At 42.2% G+C, this 20506-nt stretch carries 19 protein-coding genes; 3 read left to right on the plus strand and 16 right to left on the minus strand.

Annotation, left to right across the window (positions count from 1 at the left end; genetic code table 11):
- Positions 1–10: 10 nt before the first annotated feature.
- The 6 genes from AABS66_RS06910 to AABS66_RS06935 all read right to left on the minus strand — a co-directional run bounded on the left by AABS66_RS06910 (position 11) and on the right by AABS66_RS06935 (position 6617).
- Positions 11–874: an L-ribulose-5-phosphate 3-epimerase gene (locus AABS66_RS06910; protein WP_206083398.1), complete on the minus strand. Its 864-nt coding sequence runs from the start codon at positions 872–874 to the stop codon at positions 11–13.
- 19 nt (positions 875–893) lie between these two features.
- Positions 894–1928 carry an ABC transporter permease gene (locus AABS66_RS06915; RefSeq protein WP_206083399.1) on the minus strand — a complete coding sequence of 345 codons (1035 nt, stop codon included), beginning with the start codon at positions 1926–1928 and terminating at the stop codon, positions 894–896.
- 13 nt (positions 1929–1941) lie between these two features.
- Positions 1942–2931, minus strand: a complete 990-nt coding sequence (locus tag AABS66_RS06920) for an ABC transporter permease (RefSeq protein ID WP_206083400.1) — start codon at positions 2929–2931, stop codon at positions 1942–1944.
- Positions 2924–4441 carry a sugar ABC transporter ATP-binding protein gene (locus AABS66_RS06925; protein ID WP_206083401.1) on the minus strand — a complete coding sequence of 506 codons (1518 nt, stop codon included), beginning with the start codon at positions 4439–4441 and terminating at the stop codon, positions 2924–2926. Before AABS66_RS06925 ends, AABS66_RS06920 begins: the two co-directional genes overlap by 8 nt.
- A gap of 157 nt (positions 4442–4598) precedes the next feature.
- Positions 4599–5591, minus strand: coding sequence for a substrate-binding domain-containing protein (locus AABS66_RS06930; RefSeq protein WP_206083796.1), 993 nt, complete (start codon positions 5589–5591; stop codon positions 4599–4601).
- 213 nt (positions 5592–5804) lie between these two features.
- Positions 5805–6617 (minus strand): DeoR/GlpR family DNA-binding transcription regulator, encoded by an 813-nt coding sequence (locus AABS66_RS06935; RefSeq protein WP_206083402.1) that lies wholly within the window; start codon positions 6615–6617, stop codon positions 5805–5807.
- Between the two features lie 453 nt (positions 6618–7070).
- Here AABS66_RS06935 and araD point away from each other — a divergent pair, with 453 nt between their 5' ends.
- The gene (gene araD / locus AABS66_RS06940) at positions 7071–7769 is read left to right on the plus strand and encodes an L-ribulose-5-phosphate 4-epimerase (RefSeq protein ID WP_206083403.1); all 699 of its coding nucleotides are present in this window, start codon (positions 7071–7073) and stop codon (positions 7767–7769) included.
- A gap of 187 nt (positions 7770–7956) precedes the next feature.
- On the opposite strand, the gene AABS66_RS06945 is transcribed toward araD, so the two are convergent.
- From AABS66_RS06945 to AABS66_RS06975, 7 genes are all read right to left on the minus strand, one after another.
- Positions 7957–9000, minus strand: coding sequence for a tyrosine-protein phosphatase (locus tag AABS66_RS06945; RefSeq protein ID WP_206083404.1), 1044 nt, complete (start codon positions 8998–9000; stop codon positions 7957–7959).
- A 13-nt stretch (positions 9001–9013) separates the two neighbouring features.
- Positions 9014–9865, minus strand: coding sequence for a PTS system mannose/fructose/sorbose family transporter subunit IID (locus AABS66_RS06950; protein ID WP_206083405.1), 852 nt, complete (start codon positions 9863–9865; stop codon positions 9014–9016).
- A complete protein-coding gene (locus tag AABS66_RS06955; RefSeq protein WP_206083406.1) occupies positions 9862–10653 on the minus strand; it encodes a PTS mannose/fructose/sorbose/N-acetylgalactosamine transporter subunit IIC in 792 nt (263 codons plus the stop codon). The genes AABS66_RS06950 and AABS66_RS06955 overlap by 4 nt, the downstream gene beginning before the upstream one ends.
- A 45-nt stretch (positions 10654–10698) precedes the next feature.
- On the minus strand, positions 10699–11172 hold the full coding sequence (locus AABS66_RS06960) for a PTS system mannose/fructose/N-acetylgalactosamine-transporter subunit IIB (protein WP_206083407.1): 474 nt from the start codon (positions 11170–11172) through the stop codon (positions 10699–10701).
- 9 nt (positions 11173–11181) lie between these two features.
- Positions 11182–11613 carry a PTS sugar transporter subunit IIA gene (locus AABS66_RS06965; RefSeq protein WP_206083408.1) on the minus strand — a complete coding sequence of 144 codons (432 nt, stop codon included), beginning with the start codon at positions 11611–11613 and terminating at the stop codon, positions 11182–11184.
- Positions 11614–11800: 187 nt separating this feature from the next.
- Complete coding sequence (locus tag AABS66_RS06970) at positions 11801–12652, minus strand: MurR/RpiR family transcriptional regulator (RefSeq protein WP_206083409.1); 852 nt, start codon at positions 12650–12652, stop codon at positions 11801–11803.
- A gap of 192 nt (positions 12653–12844) precedes the next feature.
- Positions 12845–14338: a UxaA family hydrolase gene (locus AABS66_RS06975; RefSeq protein ID WP_349415536.1), complete on the minus strand. Its 1494-nt coding sequence runs from the start codon at positions 14336–14338 to the stop codon at positions 12845–12847.
- Positions 14339–14577: 239 nt separating this feature from the next.
- Here AABS66_RS06975 and exuR point away from each other — a divergent pair, with 239 nt between their 5' ends.
- Positions 14578–15339 (plus strand): transcriptional regulator ExuR, encoded by a 762-nt coding sequence (gene exuR, locus AABS66_RS06980; protein WP_206083411.1) that lies wholly within the window; start codon positions 14578–14580, stop codon positions 15337–15339.
- Here exuR and AABS66_RS06985 read toward each other — a convergent pair whose 3' ends face one another.
- The 3 genes from AABS66_RS06985 to AABS66_RS06995 form a co-directional block, all read right to left on the minus strand.
- Positions 15340–16074, minus strand: coding sequence for a Crp/Fnr family transcriptional regulator (locus tag AABS66_RS06985; RefSeq protein WP_241016810.1), 735 nt, complete (start codon positions 16072–16074; stop codon positions 15340–15342).
- Between the two features lie 158 nt (positions 16075–16232).
- Positions 16233–17543 (minus strand): MFS transporter, encoded by a 1311-nt coding sequence (locus AABS66_RS06990; protein WP_206083413.1) that lies wholly within the window; start codon positions 17541–17543, stop codon positions 16233–16235.
- A gap of 191 nt (positions 17544–17734) precedes the next feature.
- A complete protein-coding gene (locus AABS66_RS06995; protein WP_206083414.1) occupies positions 17735–18847 on the minus strand; it encodes a mandelate racemase/muconate lactonizing enzyme family protein in 1113 nt (370 codons plus the stop codon).
- 341 nt (positions 18848–19188) lie between these two features.
- On the opposite strand from AABS66_RS06995, the gene AABS66_RS07000 reads away from it, so the two are divergent.
- The gene (locus AABS66_RS07000; RefSeq protein ID WP_430224718.1) at positions 19189–20505 is read left to right on the plus strand and encodes a polysaccharide deacetylase family protein; all 1317 of its coding nucleotides are present in this window, start codon (positions 19189–19191) and stop codon (positions 20503–20505) included.
- The last annotated feature ends 1 nt before the right edge of the window (position 20506 follow it).

The following is a 20506-nucleotide window of genomic DNA, read 5'->3' on the forward strand; positions in this document are numbered from 1 at the left end:
TTGGGCTCCTTTACGCGTTGTTCCAACCCGCTTGCTGCATTTTATCTTCCATCCACTGACGCGCTTTAATAATTTCGACTAGTGGCTCATCGGCTTTTTCCGTCCACATTTCAATTAAGAAAGTACCACGGTAATTTAGACGTTTTAACAGCTTGAATAAACTCACAAAGTCGACGCAACCTTCACCAAATGGCACATCGCGAAATTGCCCTTTACAGGTGTCAGTGACAGCATAAGTATCTTTTAAATGAATAGCCGCGACATGTTCAATACCTTTTGTGAATTCTTGCTCTACATCATTACCCCAAGCTGTCAGGTTGCCGACATCTGGGTAAACGCTGAACCATGGTGAGCGAATTTTGTCGGATAATGCTTGCCATTTGCTAATGGAATTCATAAATGGTGTATCCATGATCTCCACCGCACACATTACTTGGGAAGCGGCTGCGATTTCACTGACCCATTGCATCCCTTTTTCAAAATTTGCAATGGTTTGGGCATCTTGCTCTTCATAGTAGACATCGTAGCCAGCCAACTGGATAGTGCGGATACCTAAGTCTTGAGCCAGTTTGATGGCTTTTTCCATTAAGGTATATGCCGTCAAGCGCGTGGCTTCATCATGGCTACCAAATGGGAAGCGACGATGACCAGATAAACACATACTTGGGATGCGAACGCCAGTGTCTTGCATGGCTTTGACGAGTGCTAAGCGCTCTGCTTGGCTCCAGTCTAATCGGGCAAGGCGCTCGTCAGTTTCATCCACCGACATTTCAACAAAATCAAATCCCGCGGCTTTGGCTATGGCTAACTTTTCTAACCAGCTGCTGTTTTTCGGTAAGGCTTTTTCATAAATTCCAATCGGATGCTTGCGCATAATAATCTCCCTGAAAAATTTAACTTTGTGACGATGCTTTATTAAGTTTTTGGTTACGGGTCATCGCACGTTTGGCGCTCCATTTTTCTTTAAAGAATTTGAACGCTAACGCCAAGATTAAGGTGATACCCCAAACCGCAAGGTTAAAGTGCAAGCTGATACCGAGCAGGCTTAAACCTGTAGCAATCACCTGCAAAACCAAGAGTGCACAGAACACACGGCTCACCTTACCAACTCCCCCGAATGGGTTGGTTCCGCCTAATACGATAGCAAGGATGGTCAGTAATAAATAAGAGTCACCGTATCCCATACGCGCCGAGTTAAAGCGCGCCATCATAATCAGCCCTGCCAGCACACACAGCAGGCTCGAAATGGTGTAAATCGCTATCATCACACGGTCAGTTCGAATGCCACTGAACCACGTTGCGTTAATATTGCTGCCGCTCATGTAGATGTTTTTACCCAAGCGGGTACAGCCTAAGAACAGCGCCAATAAAACAGCGGTGACAATAAAGATAATCATGGCAATCGGTACACCAAAGACGGTATCAGAACCGATAGCGCGTACAATCGGTGGCATCCCACTGAGCGCCGCACCTTTGGTCAGGTATACGCCAATACCGCTGATGATGGTCATTGTCCCTAAAGTCACGAGGATAGGGTGGGCACCGATATGGGAAATCATTAACCCCGTTAAGCTACCGATAATCACGGCGATCACTGTGGCGCCCACTAAAGCTATCACGAGCCACATAATCTGCGTGCCCGTACCTGCATCGACGGGGAGATAGTTGATAAATACCCACGCCATAAACAACCCAGTTAAGTTGGCAGTACTGATGATCGCAAGGTTCAAGCCGCCGCTTAACATAGGCACGAACATGGCAAATGTCAGTAACCCCAACTCAGGGAGCTGGAAGGTAATACTCAAAAATGTATTTTGAGTGAAAAAGTGCCCTGGCATCGCGATGCTGAAGGCCGCGATAGCCAGTACAAAGATTGAAAGCAGTCCGATAACAGAGCCATCAATTTTAAAAAAAGCTTGTTTTTTCATGGTGATATTCCTGTTAAACAAAACCTACGTCCGTCTCTTTGCGTTTCTTATAGTGGGTAATACAAATCGCAATGAGAATAACCATACCGATGACGATATTGACGAAGTAGTTTGAGACACCAATCAGGTTAAGGCCGTTTTTCAAGATACCGATGAGGAATACCCCCATCAGCGTACCAATAACGCTTCCGCGCCCACCAGATAAACTTGCTCCCCCTAACACGGCTGCCGCGAGTACATCTAACTCACCTCCCACGAGAGCACTTGGCACGACTTCGCTCATACGGTAGGTCTGCAACATGCCGCCAATGGCCGCCATTGCACCAAGATAACCGTATGCAAACAGGTAAATTACCCATACCCGAATCCCGATGCGAGATGCTGATTCTTGACTACCCCCCACTGCATACAGTTGGCGACCAATGTGGGTTTTGTTCATTAAAATCCAGGTTAAACAGGCGATCCCCAACATAACAACGAGTGGCAAGCCAATTTGGTAATATTCCCCGTCTACCTCGAAAGGTAAGATGGTCACAGGATCAACCCACCAATCAGGCAGGTCATAAATGCTGTGCCCGTTAGTTAGCCACATCAACATACCAAATAGCAGTGATTGCATACTGATGGTGATAATGATCGACACCACATTCAGCGAGTAGATTAAAATCGCGTTGATTAAGCCAAAAGTGATCCCGATGATAATCGCCAGCGTGATGCTTAATGCTGGGCTGGCAATAAAGCCTTGAAGTAGCCATGTCGCTATGACGTACTGCACCACAGAAGCCACGGCAGCGAAGGAAATATCAATCCCGCCGGTGACTAAGACAACAAATAACCCTAATGCAAAGATGCCTGTAACCGCATAGCTTTCACTGAGGTCGAGTAAGTTTTGGATCGTCAGAAATTGCGGGCTCATGGTGGTAAAGAAAATCACCATAATTAGGATGACCCACGTTAACCAACCTTCGACAGATTGGGGACGAAGTTTTTGCCAATTAGCCATTGATGATTTCCTCCAATTGCTGCTCATTGATGGAATCCGTCACAATCTCTTTAACGATAGAACCTTGTTTCATATGTAGAATTCGGTCACAGTTGTAATAAGCTTCGGAGGCTTCATCGGTAATTAATAAAATGGAAATTCCCACACCTGATAAGCGGTGGATTAGCTTGTAAATACTGTCTTTTGCACCAATATCGACCCCAACGGTTGGTGAATCTAAAATTAACACTTTAGGGCGTGTTAAAATCCATTTCGCCAGTACCACTTTTTGTTGGTTACCGCCCGATAACGTCGAAAGGGCGTTATTGGGGTCAGTGACTTTGATGTCTAAGTCGGCGATCCACTCTTGCACAATTTCTTGGCACTGTTTTTCATCGATTAAATGCAGTGGGGTTTTAAGGCGATCCAGAATCGAAATCACCATATTGTCCGCGATGGATTGTTGCAAAATCGCACCTAATGTCAGGCGGTCTTCAGAGACATAACCAATGCCGTGTTTAATCGCATCGGTATTGTTTTTTAACTTAACTGGCTTGCCTTCAATTTTCATTTCACCACTATCGGGATGGGTGATCCCAAACAGCGATAAGGCGAGCTCAGTACGGCCAGAACCTAACAAACCACATAAACCCAGTACTTCACCGCGTTTTAAGTTCAGTGAAACATCGCTATATTGCCCCGCACGGCTTAAGTTTTTCAGCTCTAACACGGAACGGCGGTCTTCGGCATTATTTGGTGGCTTACGCTCATGGACGATGTCTAAGCCCGTCATGAGTTCAGTGATTTTACGGGTAGTGAGGCCTTCTGCTGGCCATGTGCCAATTTTTTGCCCATCACGGATAACCGTAATGCGGTCTGAAATTTCTTTCACTTCTTCCAAACGGTGGCTAACAAATACGACCGTAATACCTTTATTTTTTAAATAGTTAACTGTAGATAAAAGCTGGTTTACTTCGGTACGGGTTAAGGAAGCTGTTGGCTCATCCATAATCACCAGACGTGCGTCTGCGACTAATGCACGGCAAATTGCGACTTGCTGGCGCTGGGCGATGGGTAAAAACTGCACGGGCGTGTCTGGATTAATGGTAAAAGCGAGTTCGTTTAAGATCTCTAATGCTTTTTCGCGCAGTTGTTTTTGACGAAACCAACCAAAATAGCCTTTGAGATTCAGTTCAAATGCAATATTTTCCGCAACGGTTAAGTTCGGAAATAACGATAAATCTTGGTAGATAACTTGCACGCCCAATTCACGGGCTTTGTCTGGGGTAAGACGGTTGTAGCTTTTGCCGTCTATCTCAATTTTGCTACCGTCATCAGGGGCATAGACACCACTAATGGTTTTGATCAGTGTGCTCTTCCCACACCCATTCGTGCCCGCTAAGCAGTGCACTTCACCTTTGTTGAGCGTCAAATCGATATTGCGTAGCGCGCGGTGGCCGCCAAAGCTTTTTGAAAGGTCGCGCAAGGTAATGAGTGGATCGGATTTGTCAGCTTTTGAGGTGGTTGTCATAAGTACAATTCCTACTGCAAATAAATTGGTGTTGGCTTGTTCTTCATCATTCAAGCTGCCACGCTATTGGTGGCAACTCGAACGATTTGAAAACAGAAAATTTAAAATCTGGGTAAATCTTATTTTTTTGTTTTATATGACATTTTATAGAGGGTAATTACAGGCCGACTTCAACCAGTTTTTTGGTATTCTCAATATTCAGGTTAACTGGGTTATCGCTTAAAATTGTGTTGCCACTGACTTTAATTTCACCCATATCCCCGATTGAAACGCCATCTTTGATCGCTTCGCCATTCATCATTGCGGTCGCAACTTGAACGAAAACTTGCCCTGCCACTTTTGGATTGGAAATATAACCGCCATCAATTGCGCCTTTTTCCAGTAATTTGATGCCTTGGCCTGGGGTGAAAGTACCGAATACGCATGTTTCAGCATTTTTACGGCGTTTATCGATAGCACGACCCGCACCGATAGGGCCTTGTGAACCGAATGACATGATGCCTTTTAGGTCTTTATGTTTGGATAACAGGTCATTAGCGGTACGCATTGAGTCATCAACGGATTCAGCTACGCCGAAACGGTCATCGACCATTTGCATTTTCGGGTAGTTGGCTTTTTGGTAAGCGATGGCCGCATCTGCCCACTCATTTACCAGAGGAACGGTTAAGCTACCGACAAACATGGCGTATTTACCTTCTTCACCCATACAGGCAGCCATATCTCTCATATGGTTAGCGCCCATACTTTGGGTGTCGAGTAATTCGAAGTCCCAGTCTGCGTTCGTTTGGTTTGGTGATTCGTGGGTGATAACTTTGATACCCGCTTCTTGTGCACGTTTCAGTACAGGCTCAAGCACTTTTGCATCATTTGGCACGACACCGATAACATCCACTTTTTTTGCGATTAAATCTTCGATTGCACGAACTTGTTCTGCAGGATCAGCGGTTGTTGGACCAACTTGGAATGCATTCACACCGAGTTTTTTACCTTCTTCTGTGATCCCTTGTTCCATCACGTTAAACCAAGGAATACCACCGACTTTCACCACAACGCCCATGGTAAAGGGTTTTTGTGCTTTTTGAGATTCAGCCATCGCAACATTTGAAAACAGTGCAACGCTCATTAAACAAGGTAAAACTAGCTTCTTCATGTTCATAGTTGTATTCCTTAGTGTAGATGGATACTAAAATCGGCTATCTCATCAACGTAGGGTCAATGTTATTATCGAATTTAGGTATGCCTATAATTAAGTGCTTAGGAATTATGGGTACATAATATCCCTGCACTTTTTTAATACAGAAAATAAATTAACAATTATTATTTTACTTACATCACGGTTACGGACTTTTTATATTTTAATAAATTACTTATCGCACTCGATAATATTCAAATTCGGAAATTGTGTTTGAAAATTAGTATCATTAAGCTTATTGGTAATTAGCACATTAATATCATCAAATGTACAAACTTGGCTAAACGCATATTTTCCAAGCTTACTGTTATCGGCGAGCAAAACAGTATTCTCAGAAACCTGCAGCATAATATTTTTCAGTTTTGAGTTTATTTCGCTACCATCACGAATACCATTTTCAATATTAAAACCTTGGCACGATAAAAATAAGGTTTTAATTTGGAAGCTACGGATAATGCTTTCTGCAATCGGGCCATGAAAATCATCATGGCGTTCTGAATATTCACCGCCAATCCCAATAACACGTACTCGATCGCGGCACGCTAAGGCTTGGATAATTTTGACAGAATTCGTGACCACAGTGATATCAATGTCAGGGATCTGTCTTGCTAGAAACCAGCAAGTACTGCTGTTATCTAACATAATACAATCACCAGGCTGGATAAATTTCAGTGCAGCTTTGGAAATCTTCATTTTCGCATCGGGGTGCTCTTCAGTTCTTTTGCGAAAAGACTCTGCACCATCAACCATTTGACTGAGTTTGACTGAAGATGGCATCACATTGACCATCGGTATTTCTTCTTGGTCAATGGCGACAGCACCACCGAAGCTACGAATGATACGATTCTCGCGCTCCAGTACCGTTAAATCACGGCGAATAGTTTCTTGGGAAACTAGACATAACTGAGCTAATTCACGCACTAACGCCGAACCATTTTGAGCAACATGGGAACAAATTAATTTATGGCGTTCGGCTTGTAACATTTTTAGCTCCTATTCTTTCCACGATATTTATTCTGCCTGCGTTACTTTTTTTTTGTCGTGACTAGATTCAAGTAATCCCTTTTTGAAAAAAACAAAGCATTTTAAAGTGATCTTTATTTCAGTATTTGAAGCGTAGGAAGTTTTGTTACATTCAATTTGTGATTTGAATCTCATTATTTGCGTTATCTTTCGGTGTAATCCATGAGAAACAAAAAAAAATGGGCTAACTCAGTCACTTTTCCACATATGAAATTTGACTAAATGCGACCAGTTACGACCGAGTGTGACCGAGTAAGCCTGATTTGTTGCAAGTTTGTAAATGTGGCTGCTTTTTAAATCAGCAGAATCTGTTTACCTTAATAGGTAGAGACAGGTTATCAACACACAAAACACACCCAGAGAATAAATTTTTGTTGTTGATATTTAAGCAAATTTTATAGCTAGGGGATCATTATGTTAGAGAAACTCAAACAACAAGTCTTTGAAGCGAACCTTGCTTTACCAAAGCACAACTTAGTGACGTTCACATGGGGGAACGTGAGTGGCGTTGATCGTGACGCAGGGTTAATGGTGATTAAGCCATCTGGCGTGGATTATGAAACCATGCAGGCTGAAGACATGGTCGTCGTTTCATTAGAAACGGGGAAAGTGCTTGAAGGGAAATACCGCCCTTCTTCTGACACAGACACACATTTGGCGCTTTATAAGGCATTCCCAGAAATTGGTGGCATTGTGCATACTCACTCGCGCCACGCAACTATTTGGGCACAAGCAGGGCAACCATTAAGCGCGTTAGGCACCACACACGCTGACTATTTTTATGGTGAAATTCCGTGCACGCGTTTAATGACTGAAAGCGAAATTGCCGGTGATTATGAAAGGGAAACGGGCAACGTCATCATTGAAACCTTTAGAGAAAAAGGCATTACAGCAAAAGATGTTCCTGCGGTACTAGTCAATAGCCACGGCCCGTTTGCATGGGGAACGAACCCTGATAACGCCGTGCATAATGCGGTCGTTCTGGAGGAAATTGCCTATATGAATTTATTTACTCGTCAATTACAGCCTGCGGTAGGGGCAATGCAGCAAGAATTGTTAGATAAGCATTATTTACGTAAGCACGGCAAAAATGCGTATTATGGTCAAAAGTAAATTTTCAATAATTCATATTTAATAGAATAGTTAATGATGATCTTGAGTATTTAATCATTATCGTTATTTTTTAAATAAAATAGCCACAAAGAACGATTCAGTGTGGCTATTTTGTCATTTTTTGAAAATGAAATTCCCTAGCGTTTAATCAGCTAAATTAATCAACTCTAATTTTTTAAAATAAAAATTAATCTAAATAAATAGATTTTAATTTTTTGATATCGTTATCGGTAAATTTAAGCTCATTTTTAATATAAGCTTCAACTGAGCCTGAGATTTCTTCCATTGCATTAAAGACTTCAATAATAAACGCCTCTTTGGTATCAATTAATGAAAGTAAATAATCCAAAACATTTTGGTCTTGTGTGATCTTTCGATAACCTGCCATTTTTATTTCATTGCGCGCAAGCCGATTAAAATGGGTCACCATGTAGTCTTGCACAATGGTTTCTTTGGGCACGCCTAACATTGAAAGGATCAACAACGCGCCATAACCTGTTCGGTCTTTGCCGCCTCTACAGTGTTGAATACTCGGGCTATTATGCTCATCAAGCAACACCTTAACCATTTGGTGGAAAGCAACTTTGGATTTCTCGCTGACAACAAATTGGCGATATTGCTCCAATATTTGCAGCCCATCCCCGTTAACCATTTCTTTGGGAATATGGTGGATAACGCTCTCAATCAACGCTTTGTCTTCATTATCTGGCGAGGCCGCAAACTGCGCGGCAAGTTCTGCGGTTTGTGCTGTTGCATCTAAATGATAAGTTTTATCTTCACCAATATGGCAGTTGGGAAATTTATTGATTTCATTCTGGGTTCGATAATCAATAATACTTTTAATGCCGAGGTGAGAAATATAGTTTTTTGCCTGCTCACTTAAATTAAACAGGTGATTAGAGCGGTATAACATCCCCCATTTGACCTGCTTCCCTTCCGTTGTGGTATATCCCCCAAAGTCACGAAAGTTATTTAACCCTTCAATGGGTAAGGTTCGTTCAGCAAACAGTTGGCACCCACTTTCGGTTTGCAAGATAAAATAAATACGTTGTTTGGCATTAAAAGGGTCGTGCACAGTCAGTGCACTTTCCAGTTTATCGGTAATAAAATTATCAGGGCGAATTTGTGTATTCGCCTCATCAGTCCAATATAAAGCCGCTGGTGAGCTGGGTATTTCACTGAATTTAATTTCCAGCGTGGACGCGTTAATTCGATTTACTGCGATTTCCATATATTTTCCTTAATCATCCTAAAATTCCAAACATAGAACACACCACGCCGAGAACCATAATGGCCACAATCAATGCAACTGTGTGTTTCCCCTGTAACCGACGGACTAGGAAGAAAATACCGAGTGCAAACAGTAGGGTAAGTAAGTTAGGGATAACTTTGTCAAACATCTCTTGCACTTTGATGGATTGCTCACCCACGGCAATAGTTAGCGGGGTGGAGAGTTTGACGGTAGTCGCTATCAAGGAGCCTAGGACCATCACCCCGACGACGTTCGCTATATTGGTAATACGTTGAATAATATTTGATTTTTTCGATTGCTCGATTAAATCAACCCCTTTGTTATACCCGTAATGAATAAAGAAATATTTGGTACCGATGTTGACGATGTTAAACAGTAGGAACATCAGTATCGGGCCGATAATATTACCTTGAAGTGCAAAGGCCGCACCGATACTTCCGCAGATTGGTAACCACGTAAATTTTAATAAACTGTCTCCAAGCCCTGCAAAAGGCCCCATAAGACCAGCCTTCACGGAAACAACGGCCTCTTTTTCTTCTTCAGTGGTTTTTTCTTCTAATGCCGCGGTCACACCGAGGATCAGTGCCCCCGCGTTTATTTGAGTATTAAAGAATTCAAAGTGGCGTTGCATCGCTTTAATACGTGTTTCTTGGTCGGCTTTTTCATACAGCTTATCGAGTACTGGCACCATGCAATGGGCAAAACCAATGGTTTGCAGCTTTTCATAGTTATAGGAAAATGACATGGTCTGAATTCGCCAAAACATCCCATTTAACTCTTTTTTCGTGAGTTTTTTCTGTTCAGAAGCCGTATCTGAAACAGTATCGGTAGTGATATCGGTCATAGGTCGTACTCCTCTTCTTCATTTTTCTGGGAGGTTTGAGTTGTTTTTTCTTCTGGTGCTTGGCGCATGCCATTAGCGAACGCCATGTCATACAGGACGGCGAAAGCCAGGGCGATAAAAGTAATTGGAATGATTGGCAGTTTTAAATAGGTGGTGAGCATGAATCCGAGTAGGAAAAAGAACCACATTCTGCCTTTGAGTAACATCAATAACAGGATACAAATACCGACGGCTGGGATCAGTTTAGAAGCCACGCCCATACCCGTTAGGATACTTTCTGGAACGGCATTTAAGATACTGTTGACTAAGTCACTACCGAAGTAGACGGCGATAAAACATGGAACTGCCCGAATGAAAAACCACAATGGTGTTGAAAAATAATGGACTTTCGTTAAACCGCTATAGTTACCATCGAGTATCGATTTACTGGCCCAGACGTTTAAGAAACTGGCAAACGAGCGCCAAATGATCAGTAATTGCTGACATAAAATGGAGACAGGAACGGCGAGGGCAATACCTGCTGCAATCCCACCATTTGAAGCGATACCCAGCGCAACACCAATAATTGAACCAGCAATAATATCAGGTGCAGAATATGCGCCCACATTACCAATACCCATCCACATTAACTCTAATGTGGCACTGATCGCTAACCCTTGAACCATATCGCCCATAATAATACCAGCGACAGTACCCGTTAATAGTGGGCGTCGGAGCATTTGTGGACCAACATCATCCAGCGAACAAATCCCCGCCCAAATTGCGATTAAAATGGCCTCAACCAACATAATAGGCTCCTTGCTTATTATTCAAAATAAGCATAATTAAATGAATTAATTGAGTAATGTTTTCAATTCAACAATCGGGTCTTTTGGCACCATCTGAATTTCAACGGCCACGTTATTGTTGATTAATGACTTAAAGGCTTGTTCTTCTTCAGGTGTCACTGCAACGGCGCGGGATAAATTGCGGCGTCCTTCTTGCATTCGCATTCCGCCCACATTGAGTTTTTCAAGTTTTAAGCCATTCTCAACCAGCTTGTTCACATCGACGCTGTTGGTGAAAAGCAGCATGGTGCGGCGTTTGATTTCAGCTTTTTTTAATACCTCGATAAATTTGTCAACGCCAAAAACGACCACTTTCAAATCAGGTGGTGCAGCCATGGTGAGAACAGATTGCTGTACGCTATCATTTGCAACTTTGTCATTCACGATAATGACTTGTTCAATATCGAAGTTTTTTACCCACGTGGTAATCACTTGTCCGTGGATCAGTCGGTCATCTATACGAGCAACATTAATTGGCATGGTTTACTCCTAAAGTTCGGTTTCATCTTGAATTACAGGTTTAAGTTGTTCACCTACATTAATGCAGCTGTCTGGGAACACGTCATTGATAACTTGATGAATTTCATGTAAAGGCAAATCGCGATTACTTAAAATCTCAAGGAAAGTAGGGACGTTGATCCCGCAATACAGCGCAACATCATTTTGTGTTAACACCAGTTCGCTGGCTAAATTGCACGGTGAACCACCGAGCAGGTCAACTAAAATGAGCACACCATTGCCTTGGTTGATTCGCTGATAGGTATCGAATAATTGCTTTTTGACCTCATTAATATTGCTTTCTCTTTGGATGGATATCACGCTGATATCTTCCTGAGTACCAATTAACATTTCTGCACACTCCAGTAGCCCTTGTGCAAAAGGGCCATGGCTTGCCAGTATGATGGGTAGTTGAGAGCTCATTTTTTCCCCTTTATATCTTGCTTTTTATTTTAGTAATAAAGTTACTTTTATATATTTATTTTTAAGTAACAATATCACAAAAAAGAGGAATGAAAAGGATTAGCCAGCAAGAAAGGGTCAGTTTTGTGAGCGAGATCGAAGTGGCGATATCGTGCCACCTCGAGAAGATGAAGAAGAGAAATAAAAATTAATTGTTGCTATTTAAGCGTGAGAAACGCTCTGCACGGGTGCTAATTTGCTTTTGGATACGCTCATCATACTGATTAATAAACAGGTTAGTAATCAACATATTAATGACAGTCAGCTGTGAAATTTTTGAGCGAATAGGGATAATCCGCGAGATATTTTCGGTTGATGTGGTATGTAAAATGGTTTCTGCCAAGGAAGAGACTGAGCTTTGCCCCATCTTAGTTATGGCGATAGTTGGCACCTGTAATTCACGGGCTAATGTGAGTAACTTAATGCACTCGTGGTTTTCACCTGAATGGGAAATCACAATCACCAAGTCATTTTTATCTAATGTATTCACGATGCTAAATTGAATACTGTAGTCGAGGTGGCAATTCACGTCTTTTTTAATTTTAATGAGTTGATATTCAAACTCTTTTGCAACTAATCCACTGCTACCTGCGCCGTAAATAACTATTTTTTTACTTTTGCTAATCAGCGCATTAGCCTGTGCAAATGCATTAAGATTCACTAAAGCACAGGTTTCTTCTATCGATGACTTTTCGATTTGGCTGACTTTAAAATTCACCGTTTCCATCGAATCATTAATATCAATATCTTCTTGTAGCAGCGTGCCGTATGATTTGTTGTTTATCGATGAAATTAAATCAATTTTTAGCTCGCTAAAGCCTTGGTAACCAAGCTTATGGCACAGGCGCAAAATAGTGGTAGTGCTGACTTTGTTTTCTTGTGCCAAAGATTGAATGCTAATACTTTGCATGTTTTTTTTATTAGCAATAATGTATTCAGCGACCTGCTTTTCCTTGGTTGATAGGCTGTCTCTGGCTTCCCTAAGTTTTAGATCTATCATCGTTCACCTTGCTAATAAATTGAAAATCGTTATCTCAGCGTGATCCTACCATATCTTAAAAATAGCGAAATGATGACTTTTCTTTATTGTGCGCAAGTGAATAACAATGGGTGATTATTTACATTTAGGAGAAAAATAATGAAAGGGTCCCTATTGCTTCACAACAGCAAAACAATAGGGATGGACTTGATATTAAAGTGTGACACCCATTTTGAAAATGGCTAATTCACGAAAATCGTTGATTTCATTTTTGGTTTGTTCGCCATTGACGATTTTTACCACAAGCTGAATAAAATCAGCCAGTAATTGATCCATGGATTTACCGTTTAACAGTGCGCCTGCGTTAAAGTCAATCCAGTGGGGTTTTTTCGCCGCTAACTCATTGTTTGTCGCAATCTTTAACGTTGGTACGAAACCGCCATACGGCGTTCCACGACCAGTGGTGAATAACACCATATGGCAGCCTGCAGCACCCAATGCACTGGTTGCAATGGCATCGTTACCTGGTGCGCTCAATAAGTTGAAACCAGGTGTTGTCAGGCGTTCACCATATTTTAAGACGTCCATTACTTGGCTGGTTCCCGCTTTTTGCGTGCAACCAAGGGATTTTTCTTCAAGGGTTGAAATACCACCTGCTTTATTACCTGGTGATGGGTTTTCGTAAATAGGTTGGTCATGGGCGATAAAATACTGTTTGAAATCGTTGATCATTTCGACCGTTTTTTCGAAGGTTTTCTCGTCATGGCAGTGGTTCATTAAAATTTGTTCTGCGCCAAACATTTCAGGTACTTCCGTCAATACAGTCGTCCCATTATGGCTCACTAAAAAGTCAGAAAAACAGCCTAATAGTGGGTTTGCAGTGATCCCCGATAGCCCATCGGAGCCGCCACATTCGAGGCCAAATTTCACTTCACTGAGTTTGCCTGCAACACGTTTATCTTGCCTAACAAGTTGATATAACTCATTAAGATGCTCAACGCCTGCTTCAATTTCATCTTCTAATTGTTGGCACACCATAAACTTAACGCGGCCTGCATCAAATTCACCGAGGGTCTCTTTAAAGGCTGCAACTTGGTTATTTTCGCAACCAAGTCCAATCACTAATACGCCCCCTGCGTTAGGGTGCTTGACCATATCTTGCAAAATTGTACGAGTGGTTAAGTGGTCATCCCCCAATTGGGAGCAGCCTAAGGTATGGTTGTATAAATACACTCCATCAATATCATCAGGGTTGCCATTTTGTTTTTGGAATCGCTCGATCATTTTGCGGGCGAGGGCATTGACACAACCCACCGTTGGGATCACCCAGATCTCATTGCGAATCGCTACTTCGCCATTGGCTCGGCGATAGAGTCGGACATCAGGATCAGCCACGGTTGCAGAAATTGCATTATGCTCAGGGTGATATTCATAATCATTTAATGCGCTAAGATTGGTCGCGGTATTATGGGTGTGCACATGCTCCCCAGTGCTAATGTCTACGGTGGCGTGGCCTATTGGCGCCCCATATTTCATGACATTTTTGCCTGTTTTAATGGCGGTTAAGGCAATTTTATGGCCGCGGCTCACATCTTCTTTCAATGTAATCGATTGATCTTCAATCGTGAATGTATCCCCAGCGAACCTATCGATTAGTGTGACGGCGACATTGTCATTAGTGTGTATTTTAATTATTTCTTTTTGCATGTTTTGCTCCCTGAGCGGTACATCGGACTGAAAAGATCAGTAGGGTGACTATCTTCAATTTTGCTGCCTAATTTTCATGCATTATACGATCTGGTTTATAACTTTAAAAGGTGTTATACCAATTTTGTGGTGAAATTATTTCTTGGCCATATTCTTGCTTCCCCATCATTGAGTTATTTCGTTATACTAAAGCCATAAAAGCATTGCCGAGTTAGGCCATACTGCAAAAGGAGAAAATCATGAGCTCAGCTGAGAGCGAACCGCGCCTGTACCAGCAAGTGGCTGCACTGGTTAAAGAACGTATTGAAAATGATGAGTACCCTGTTGGCACTAAACTACCCGCAGAAAGGCTATTGGCAGACGAAATGAATGTCAGTCGCACAGTGATCCGCGAAGCTATTATCATGTTAGAGGTGGAAGGATATGTGGATGTTAGGAAAGGCTCTGGTATACATGTTATCAGCAATCGGTCTAATAACTCTGTCAATACTGAGGGCGGCTTGGAGTTTAGCCGCTGTGGGCCGTTTGAATTATTGCAAGCAAGGCAGTTGATCGAAAGCCATATTGCGGAGTTTGCAGCGACTCAAGCCACCAAAGAAGATATTTTAAAACTGCTTGAAATTCAAAAGAATGCGCGTAAAGAGGACCGTTTTCGTGACTCAGCGTGGGATCTGGCATTTCATATGCAAATTGCGGCTTCGACTCATAACAGCGCGATGGTGGTGATTGTCGAACAAATGTGGAGCCAGCGGTTACTTAACCCGTATTGGTTAAAACTACATGAGCACATCGATAACCGCTCTATTGAAAGTTGGTGTGATGAGCACGACCAAATCTTACAAGCGTTAGCCCGTCGAGATCCAAAAGGCGCAAGGCAAGCCATGTGGCAGCATTTGGAAAATACCAAAAAGATGCTATTCAACGCCACTAGTGATGACTTTGAATTTACCATGGATCGCTATTTCTTTGCGGATAGCCCACCCGTTGACCAAAGCGACTAGCTAGTCTTCATCATCCTCTGAAATTTGCTTTAATGCGGGAAGGTTGACTAAGACAATTTTCCCGTATTTTGCATCAATCCAGCCTAATTTTTCCCATGCTACCAAGCGCTTATTGATAGTTTGGCGAGTGGTATTAATAATGGTCGCAAGGTCATCTTGAGTAAGGTATAGACTCAACTGAGTGCCTTTTTCATGGGGTTCTCCATATCCTTCCGCTAAACTCAGGAGGCGCTTTGCAAGTCTCGCCGAAACAGAAAGTAGGGCGCTGTCATTGATAATGGTGAACGCATTGCGGATTACTTTACAGAGCAGAATATTCAAAAACTGATAGAAAACAGGGTGTTTTTCCAAGATCAGAGAAAGATCTTTTGGGGAAATGGTCAGCAAGATTGTTGGGCTAATGGCTTTTGCATCGTGGGTACGCGCCGATTTATCTAACATCGCAATTTCACCAAACCAGTTGCCTGGGGACAGGTAGCGAAACACACATTCACGTCCATCGGTGGAGATCGAACTGACTTTTACTGAACCTTGGATGACCGCATACAACCCACGAGCGGGGTCGCCTTGGTAATGAACCATCTCACTATCATTATAAAAACGCAGTGTAGCGCACTCCATTAGCGCACTAATCAAATAGTTTGGTAAGTTACTGAACCAGCTATTGGTTTGTAAAACGTCTAGTACATCATCATGCGTCATAACTAACTGACTGTTTTGTACAACAATGTTCATTTGAATGCTCCCTGCATGAATCGCGAACTTTATCATGGCATTGGGTGGGGTTATGTTCAATCATGAACAACAGCAACAGGTAATTCAATGGGTTTGATCTAAAAATAGAAAATCCCGAGCCACCAAAGATGACTCGGGGGAGCTCACATCAATCGAAATTAATCTTCAAATTTCTTTTCGATGCCGAGTTTTTTTAATGTGAGGATTAATAGGCCCCCGATAAAGGCGACTAAGGCAATGAAATATAAGCCAGCTCGTGCGGATTCAAAGGTGGTTTCTGCCCAGACCCTTAAGTTTGGTGCCACAAAACCGCCTAAGTTACCTACCGAGTTAATTAAAGCGATACCCGATGCCGCTGCCGTTCCGCCTAAATAAGCCGATGGGAAGCTCCAGTACAACGGTTGCATCGCTAAGTGACCCGCAGCAGCTACACACAATGCAATGATGGCAATCACCGGGATGCTATCGAACAAGCCAGATACAGCAATCCCCGCAGCGCCTAACATAAAGGTAATTGCAGCCACTTTACGGCGTTCTTTTAAACGCTCAGAAATACGGGGTACATAATACACTGCGATAGCGGCACATAATGGTGGAATTGCTGTCACAAAGCCGACCAACACACCCACTTTGCTACCTAGCAAGGTTGCGATTTGTGTTGGTAAGAAGAAGTAAATGCCGTATCCACAGACCTGAACAGTGAACCAAATCAAGCACAGGTACAGAACGCGCATGTCTAGCAGGGCACTCAGCGCACCTTTCGGGCTGTGGCCTTTTTTCGCGTCTTCTTCTAGTGCAAGTTTTGAAGCAAGGGCATTTTTTTCATCATCTGTCAGCCATTTTGCTTTTTCTGGGCGGTCATCAAGGTAGAAGAATACCCAGATCCCGACAAGAGAAGCTAATAAACCTTCCACAACAAACATCAATTGCCAGCCGTATAATCCGAAAGCAAAGGATGAGCCCTCCAAAGCAAGCAATGAGCCTGATAATGGGCCACCAATAATAAATGCTAATGGCGCACCAAACAGGAAGTAGCCAGTGACTCGTGCACGGATATTTTGTGGGAACCAGAAGGTTAAATATAAAATAACCCCAGGGAAGAAGCCTGCTTCACTCACACCGAGTAAAAAACGCAAAACAATAAACGTGGTTTCATCATGGGCAAACATCATTGCTGCAGAGATTAACCCCCACGTGACCATGATGCGTGATAACCAAACTCGCGCCCCAATGCGGTATAACAAGATATTACTCGGTACTTCAAACAATGCGTAACCGATAAAGAAAATCCCTGCGCCGAATGCATAAGCGGCGTCGCTTAACCCTGTTGTTAGCTGAAACTCTTGTTTAGCAAAGCCAATATTTGAGCGATCTAGGTAAGCTAATATGAACATTAATACCACCATTGGTATTATTTTTCGTATCGCTTTGCTGGTCGCTGATGATAAGTGGTCAATATTGGTGGACATGGTTCACCCCAGTATTTTTTATAAGGTAATGATGTTATCTATTCATTTTTATTACGTGTTTAGCCCACCACTGAGAAATCAGCAGAGTAGAGTATAGAGCTATTAAATAGGTAATTTAAATGAATAATTCTTGTTATATATTTCCCTTTCCTTTGCTGTGAATAATTAAAATATCAGGAAAGGGATTTTTATTATTTCACGTTAAATTTTGCTAATGCTTCTGGTTTTAACGTTGTTCCTGCGCCTGGTGCGGTTGGGGTGCTGTACACACCATCAACCACTTCCACGGGATCAACAAAGCAGTCCAGTGTCCATGGAATAAATTCCAATAATGAACAGGCAGGGTGCGCCATCACGAGATGCAACTGTGCTTGCATCATATCGCCATGGTGCGGAGTGACTGGCAGGTTAAATGCCATACCTAGGTCGGCAATTTCCCATACTGCGGTTAAACCACCACAACGAGTTGCATCGGGTTGTAAGTAGTCAACAGCGCCAGCGAGTACAAATTCTTTAAATGAATCATTGTGATATAGTAATTCACCTAAAGCGATTGGCGTATCCATATAAGCGGCTAATTGCTTATGGCTCGCCACATCATCGTGCCACAGTGGTTCTTCAAACCATTTGATATTGAAATCATTTAAACGGTGGCCATATTGTTTGGCGATGCTGATATCCCATTTACCATTTGCATCAACCATTAAGTCAATATCGTCGCCGATTGCGTTGCGAACAGCTTCGATACGTTGTAAATCTTCGCGTGGATCAGGTTTACCAATCTTCATTTTTATCGCTTTAAAGCCTTCTTCGAAGATCATTTTTTTACAGTCATCGACAAGGTCGTCTTGGCTGCGAACTAACCAGCCGCAGTCGGTATTGTATGCATTGACTTTATTATGTTTAGAACCACCAAATAATTGCCACAGAGGTTGCTGCGCGGCTTTGGCTTTTAAATCCCACAGTGCGATATCAATGGCGGAGATAGCCATTTGCATTAAACCACCACGTCCCACCCAAATATTGGTTGAGCTACGAGTAAGTTTACGGTGCAAATAACGCACTTCGTTCGGGTCTTCACCCAGTAACATTGGGCCAAAAACATCTTCAATAATGGTGGTAATTAAACGGTCTGTTGTAATATCTGCATGTGTGCCAGTGTGGCCATAGCCCACTAAACCGCACTCTGTTTTAATCATCACACCAGGCATCCCCCAGTGGGTAATGCTGTGGGTTGAATCGCCAATCAGGTCATTAGTGACCGGAACGTGCATGATAAAGGTGCTAATTTCTTTTATTTTCATTGCTATTCCCAAGTGTTGAAAAGTACTTGAAAGTCAATCTAGCAGTGAGAATTGGAATTAACTGTCAAATGATTTACAGATTGTGCCAATGCCGCGTTTTTAAATGATAAATATGAGCTAGATCTCTTTATTTTGTATGATAACTCATAAAAAAACTTAAAATTGGTATAACAACTTTATTTGGAACACTGAATTTTGAAAAGGAAAGTTTGAAAAGTGAATAACAATGTCACTAATTTATTGTTTTTAATTAAAAATAAAAATTTTTATCAAAGTATAGGGTTACTTATTGAGTAGGTTTAGAATAATTACGGTAAAATTCAGCGGATGATGGATAACAAATGTGTAAACGATTTTTTTTGCTGTTTTGCGTGTTATTTGTAAATTCAATTTCTCAATCGTTAGCGGTTGAGATAAGCAATACCGACGATTGGAAGCTTGCAGATATTCCGCCTAAATTAGTACAAACGAAAGAAAATGAAATTATTTTTTCGCTCATAGCAGGTGAAATGAGAGCAGTCGCTGAGTTAAATGCAGACCATGGTTTTTACGCTTATTCCCCTGCAGGGGACTATTGTGCGCTGCAATTCGGCAATGATTATGCCTTTGTTAAAACTAGCTCTTTTGCGAATAAAAAGCCGCGTTATGCACCAGATGCAGACCGACTCAATGATTTGCAAAACCTGATTTATGATTATTTGGTCACGCATCAAAAAACCCCAGTTTACCGAACAACCGACAGCAATAGCCCACAAATAGCTTCTTTGTGGGATAATTTGCGCTACCCTATTTTGGCTCGCATGATTAAAACCGATAAAGCGGGTGAGAAGACGGCATGGTTAACTATTCGCCTTGGAGATCGTTTAGGGTATGTGCGTTTACAGGATGTCGCATTGGATAAAGGTATTCCTATCTTAACGTATCACCATATTTTGCAAGATAGCGAAAATAAACACTTTCGCCACACCTCGACGACGACATCGGCTAAGGCATTCAGTGAGCAAATGAATTACCTGAAAAATGCAGGTTACCAAACGTTGTCCCTAGAAGATGTGGAAGATTATTTAAATCAAACGGCCAATCTGCCAGGCAAAGCCGTGGTACTCACCTTTGATGATGGTTTGAAGTCGGTTTACCGCTATGCGCTGCCTATTTTAAGGCATAACCAGCAGCAAGCGACGTTATTTGTGATTTCTTCACGGATTAAAACACAGCCGCAAAAGTGGTCGGCTGACTCATTACAATTTATGAGTAAACAAGAAATTAAAGATAGCCAAGATGTATTTAACATTCAGTCCCACACACATTTTTTGCACCGTTTGGATAATCACAACTCTCCCATTTTATTTAGCCGAAAAGAACATACGATTATGTTGGATTTTAAACGATCGATGAAGATTTTGAGCCACTTCGAGCCAGATCAACGTTATTTAGCTTACCCGTTTGGTGGCTATAACGCATCGGCGATGGAAGCGGCGAAAGAGGCTGGGTTACATCTCGCGGTGACGACGATACAAGGAAAAGTGAAGCTGGGGGATAACCCATTTGCCTTAAAACGCTTATATGCGTTTCGTACCGATCCACTGGATAAATTTGCCCAAATGGTAGGTAACAGCGAACAAAACGTTGTAAACCAAAATATTATTGTTGATAAGTAGC

Origin of the sequence: Providencia sp. SP181, assembly GCF_050446505.1 — a bacterium.
Taxonomy (GTDB): domain Bacteria; phylum Pseudomonadota; class Gammaproteobacteria; order Enterobacterales; family Enterobacteriaceae; genus Providencia; species Providencia vermicola.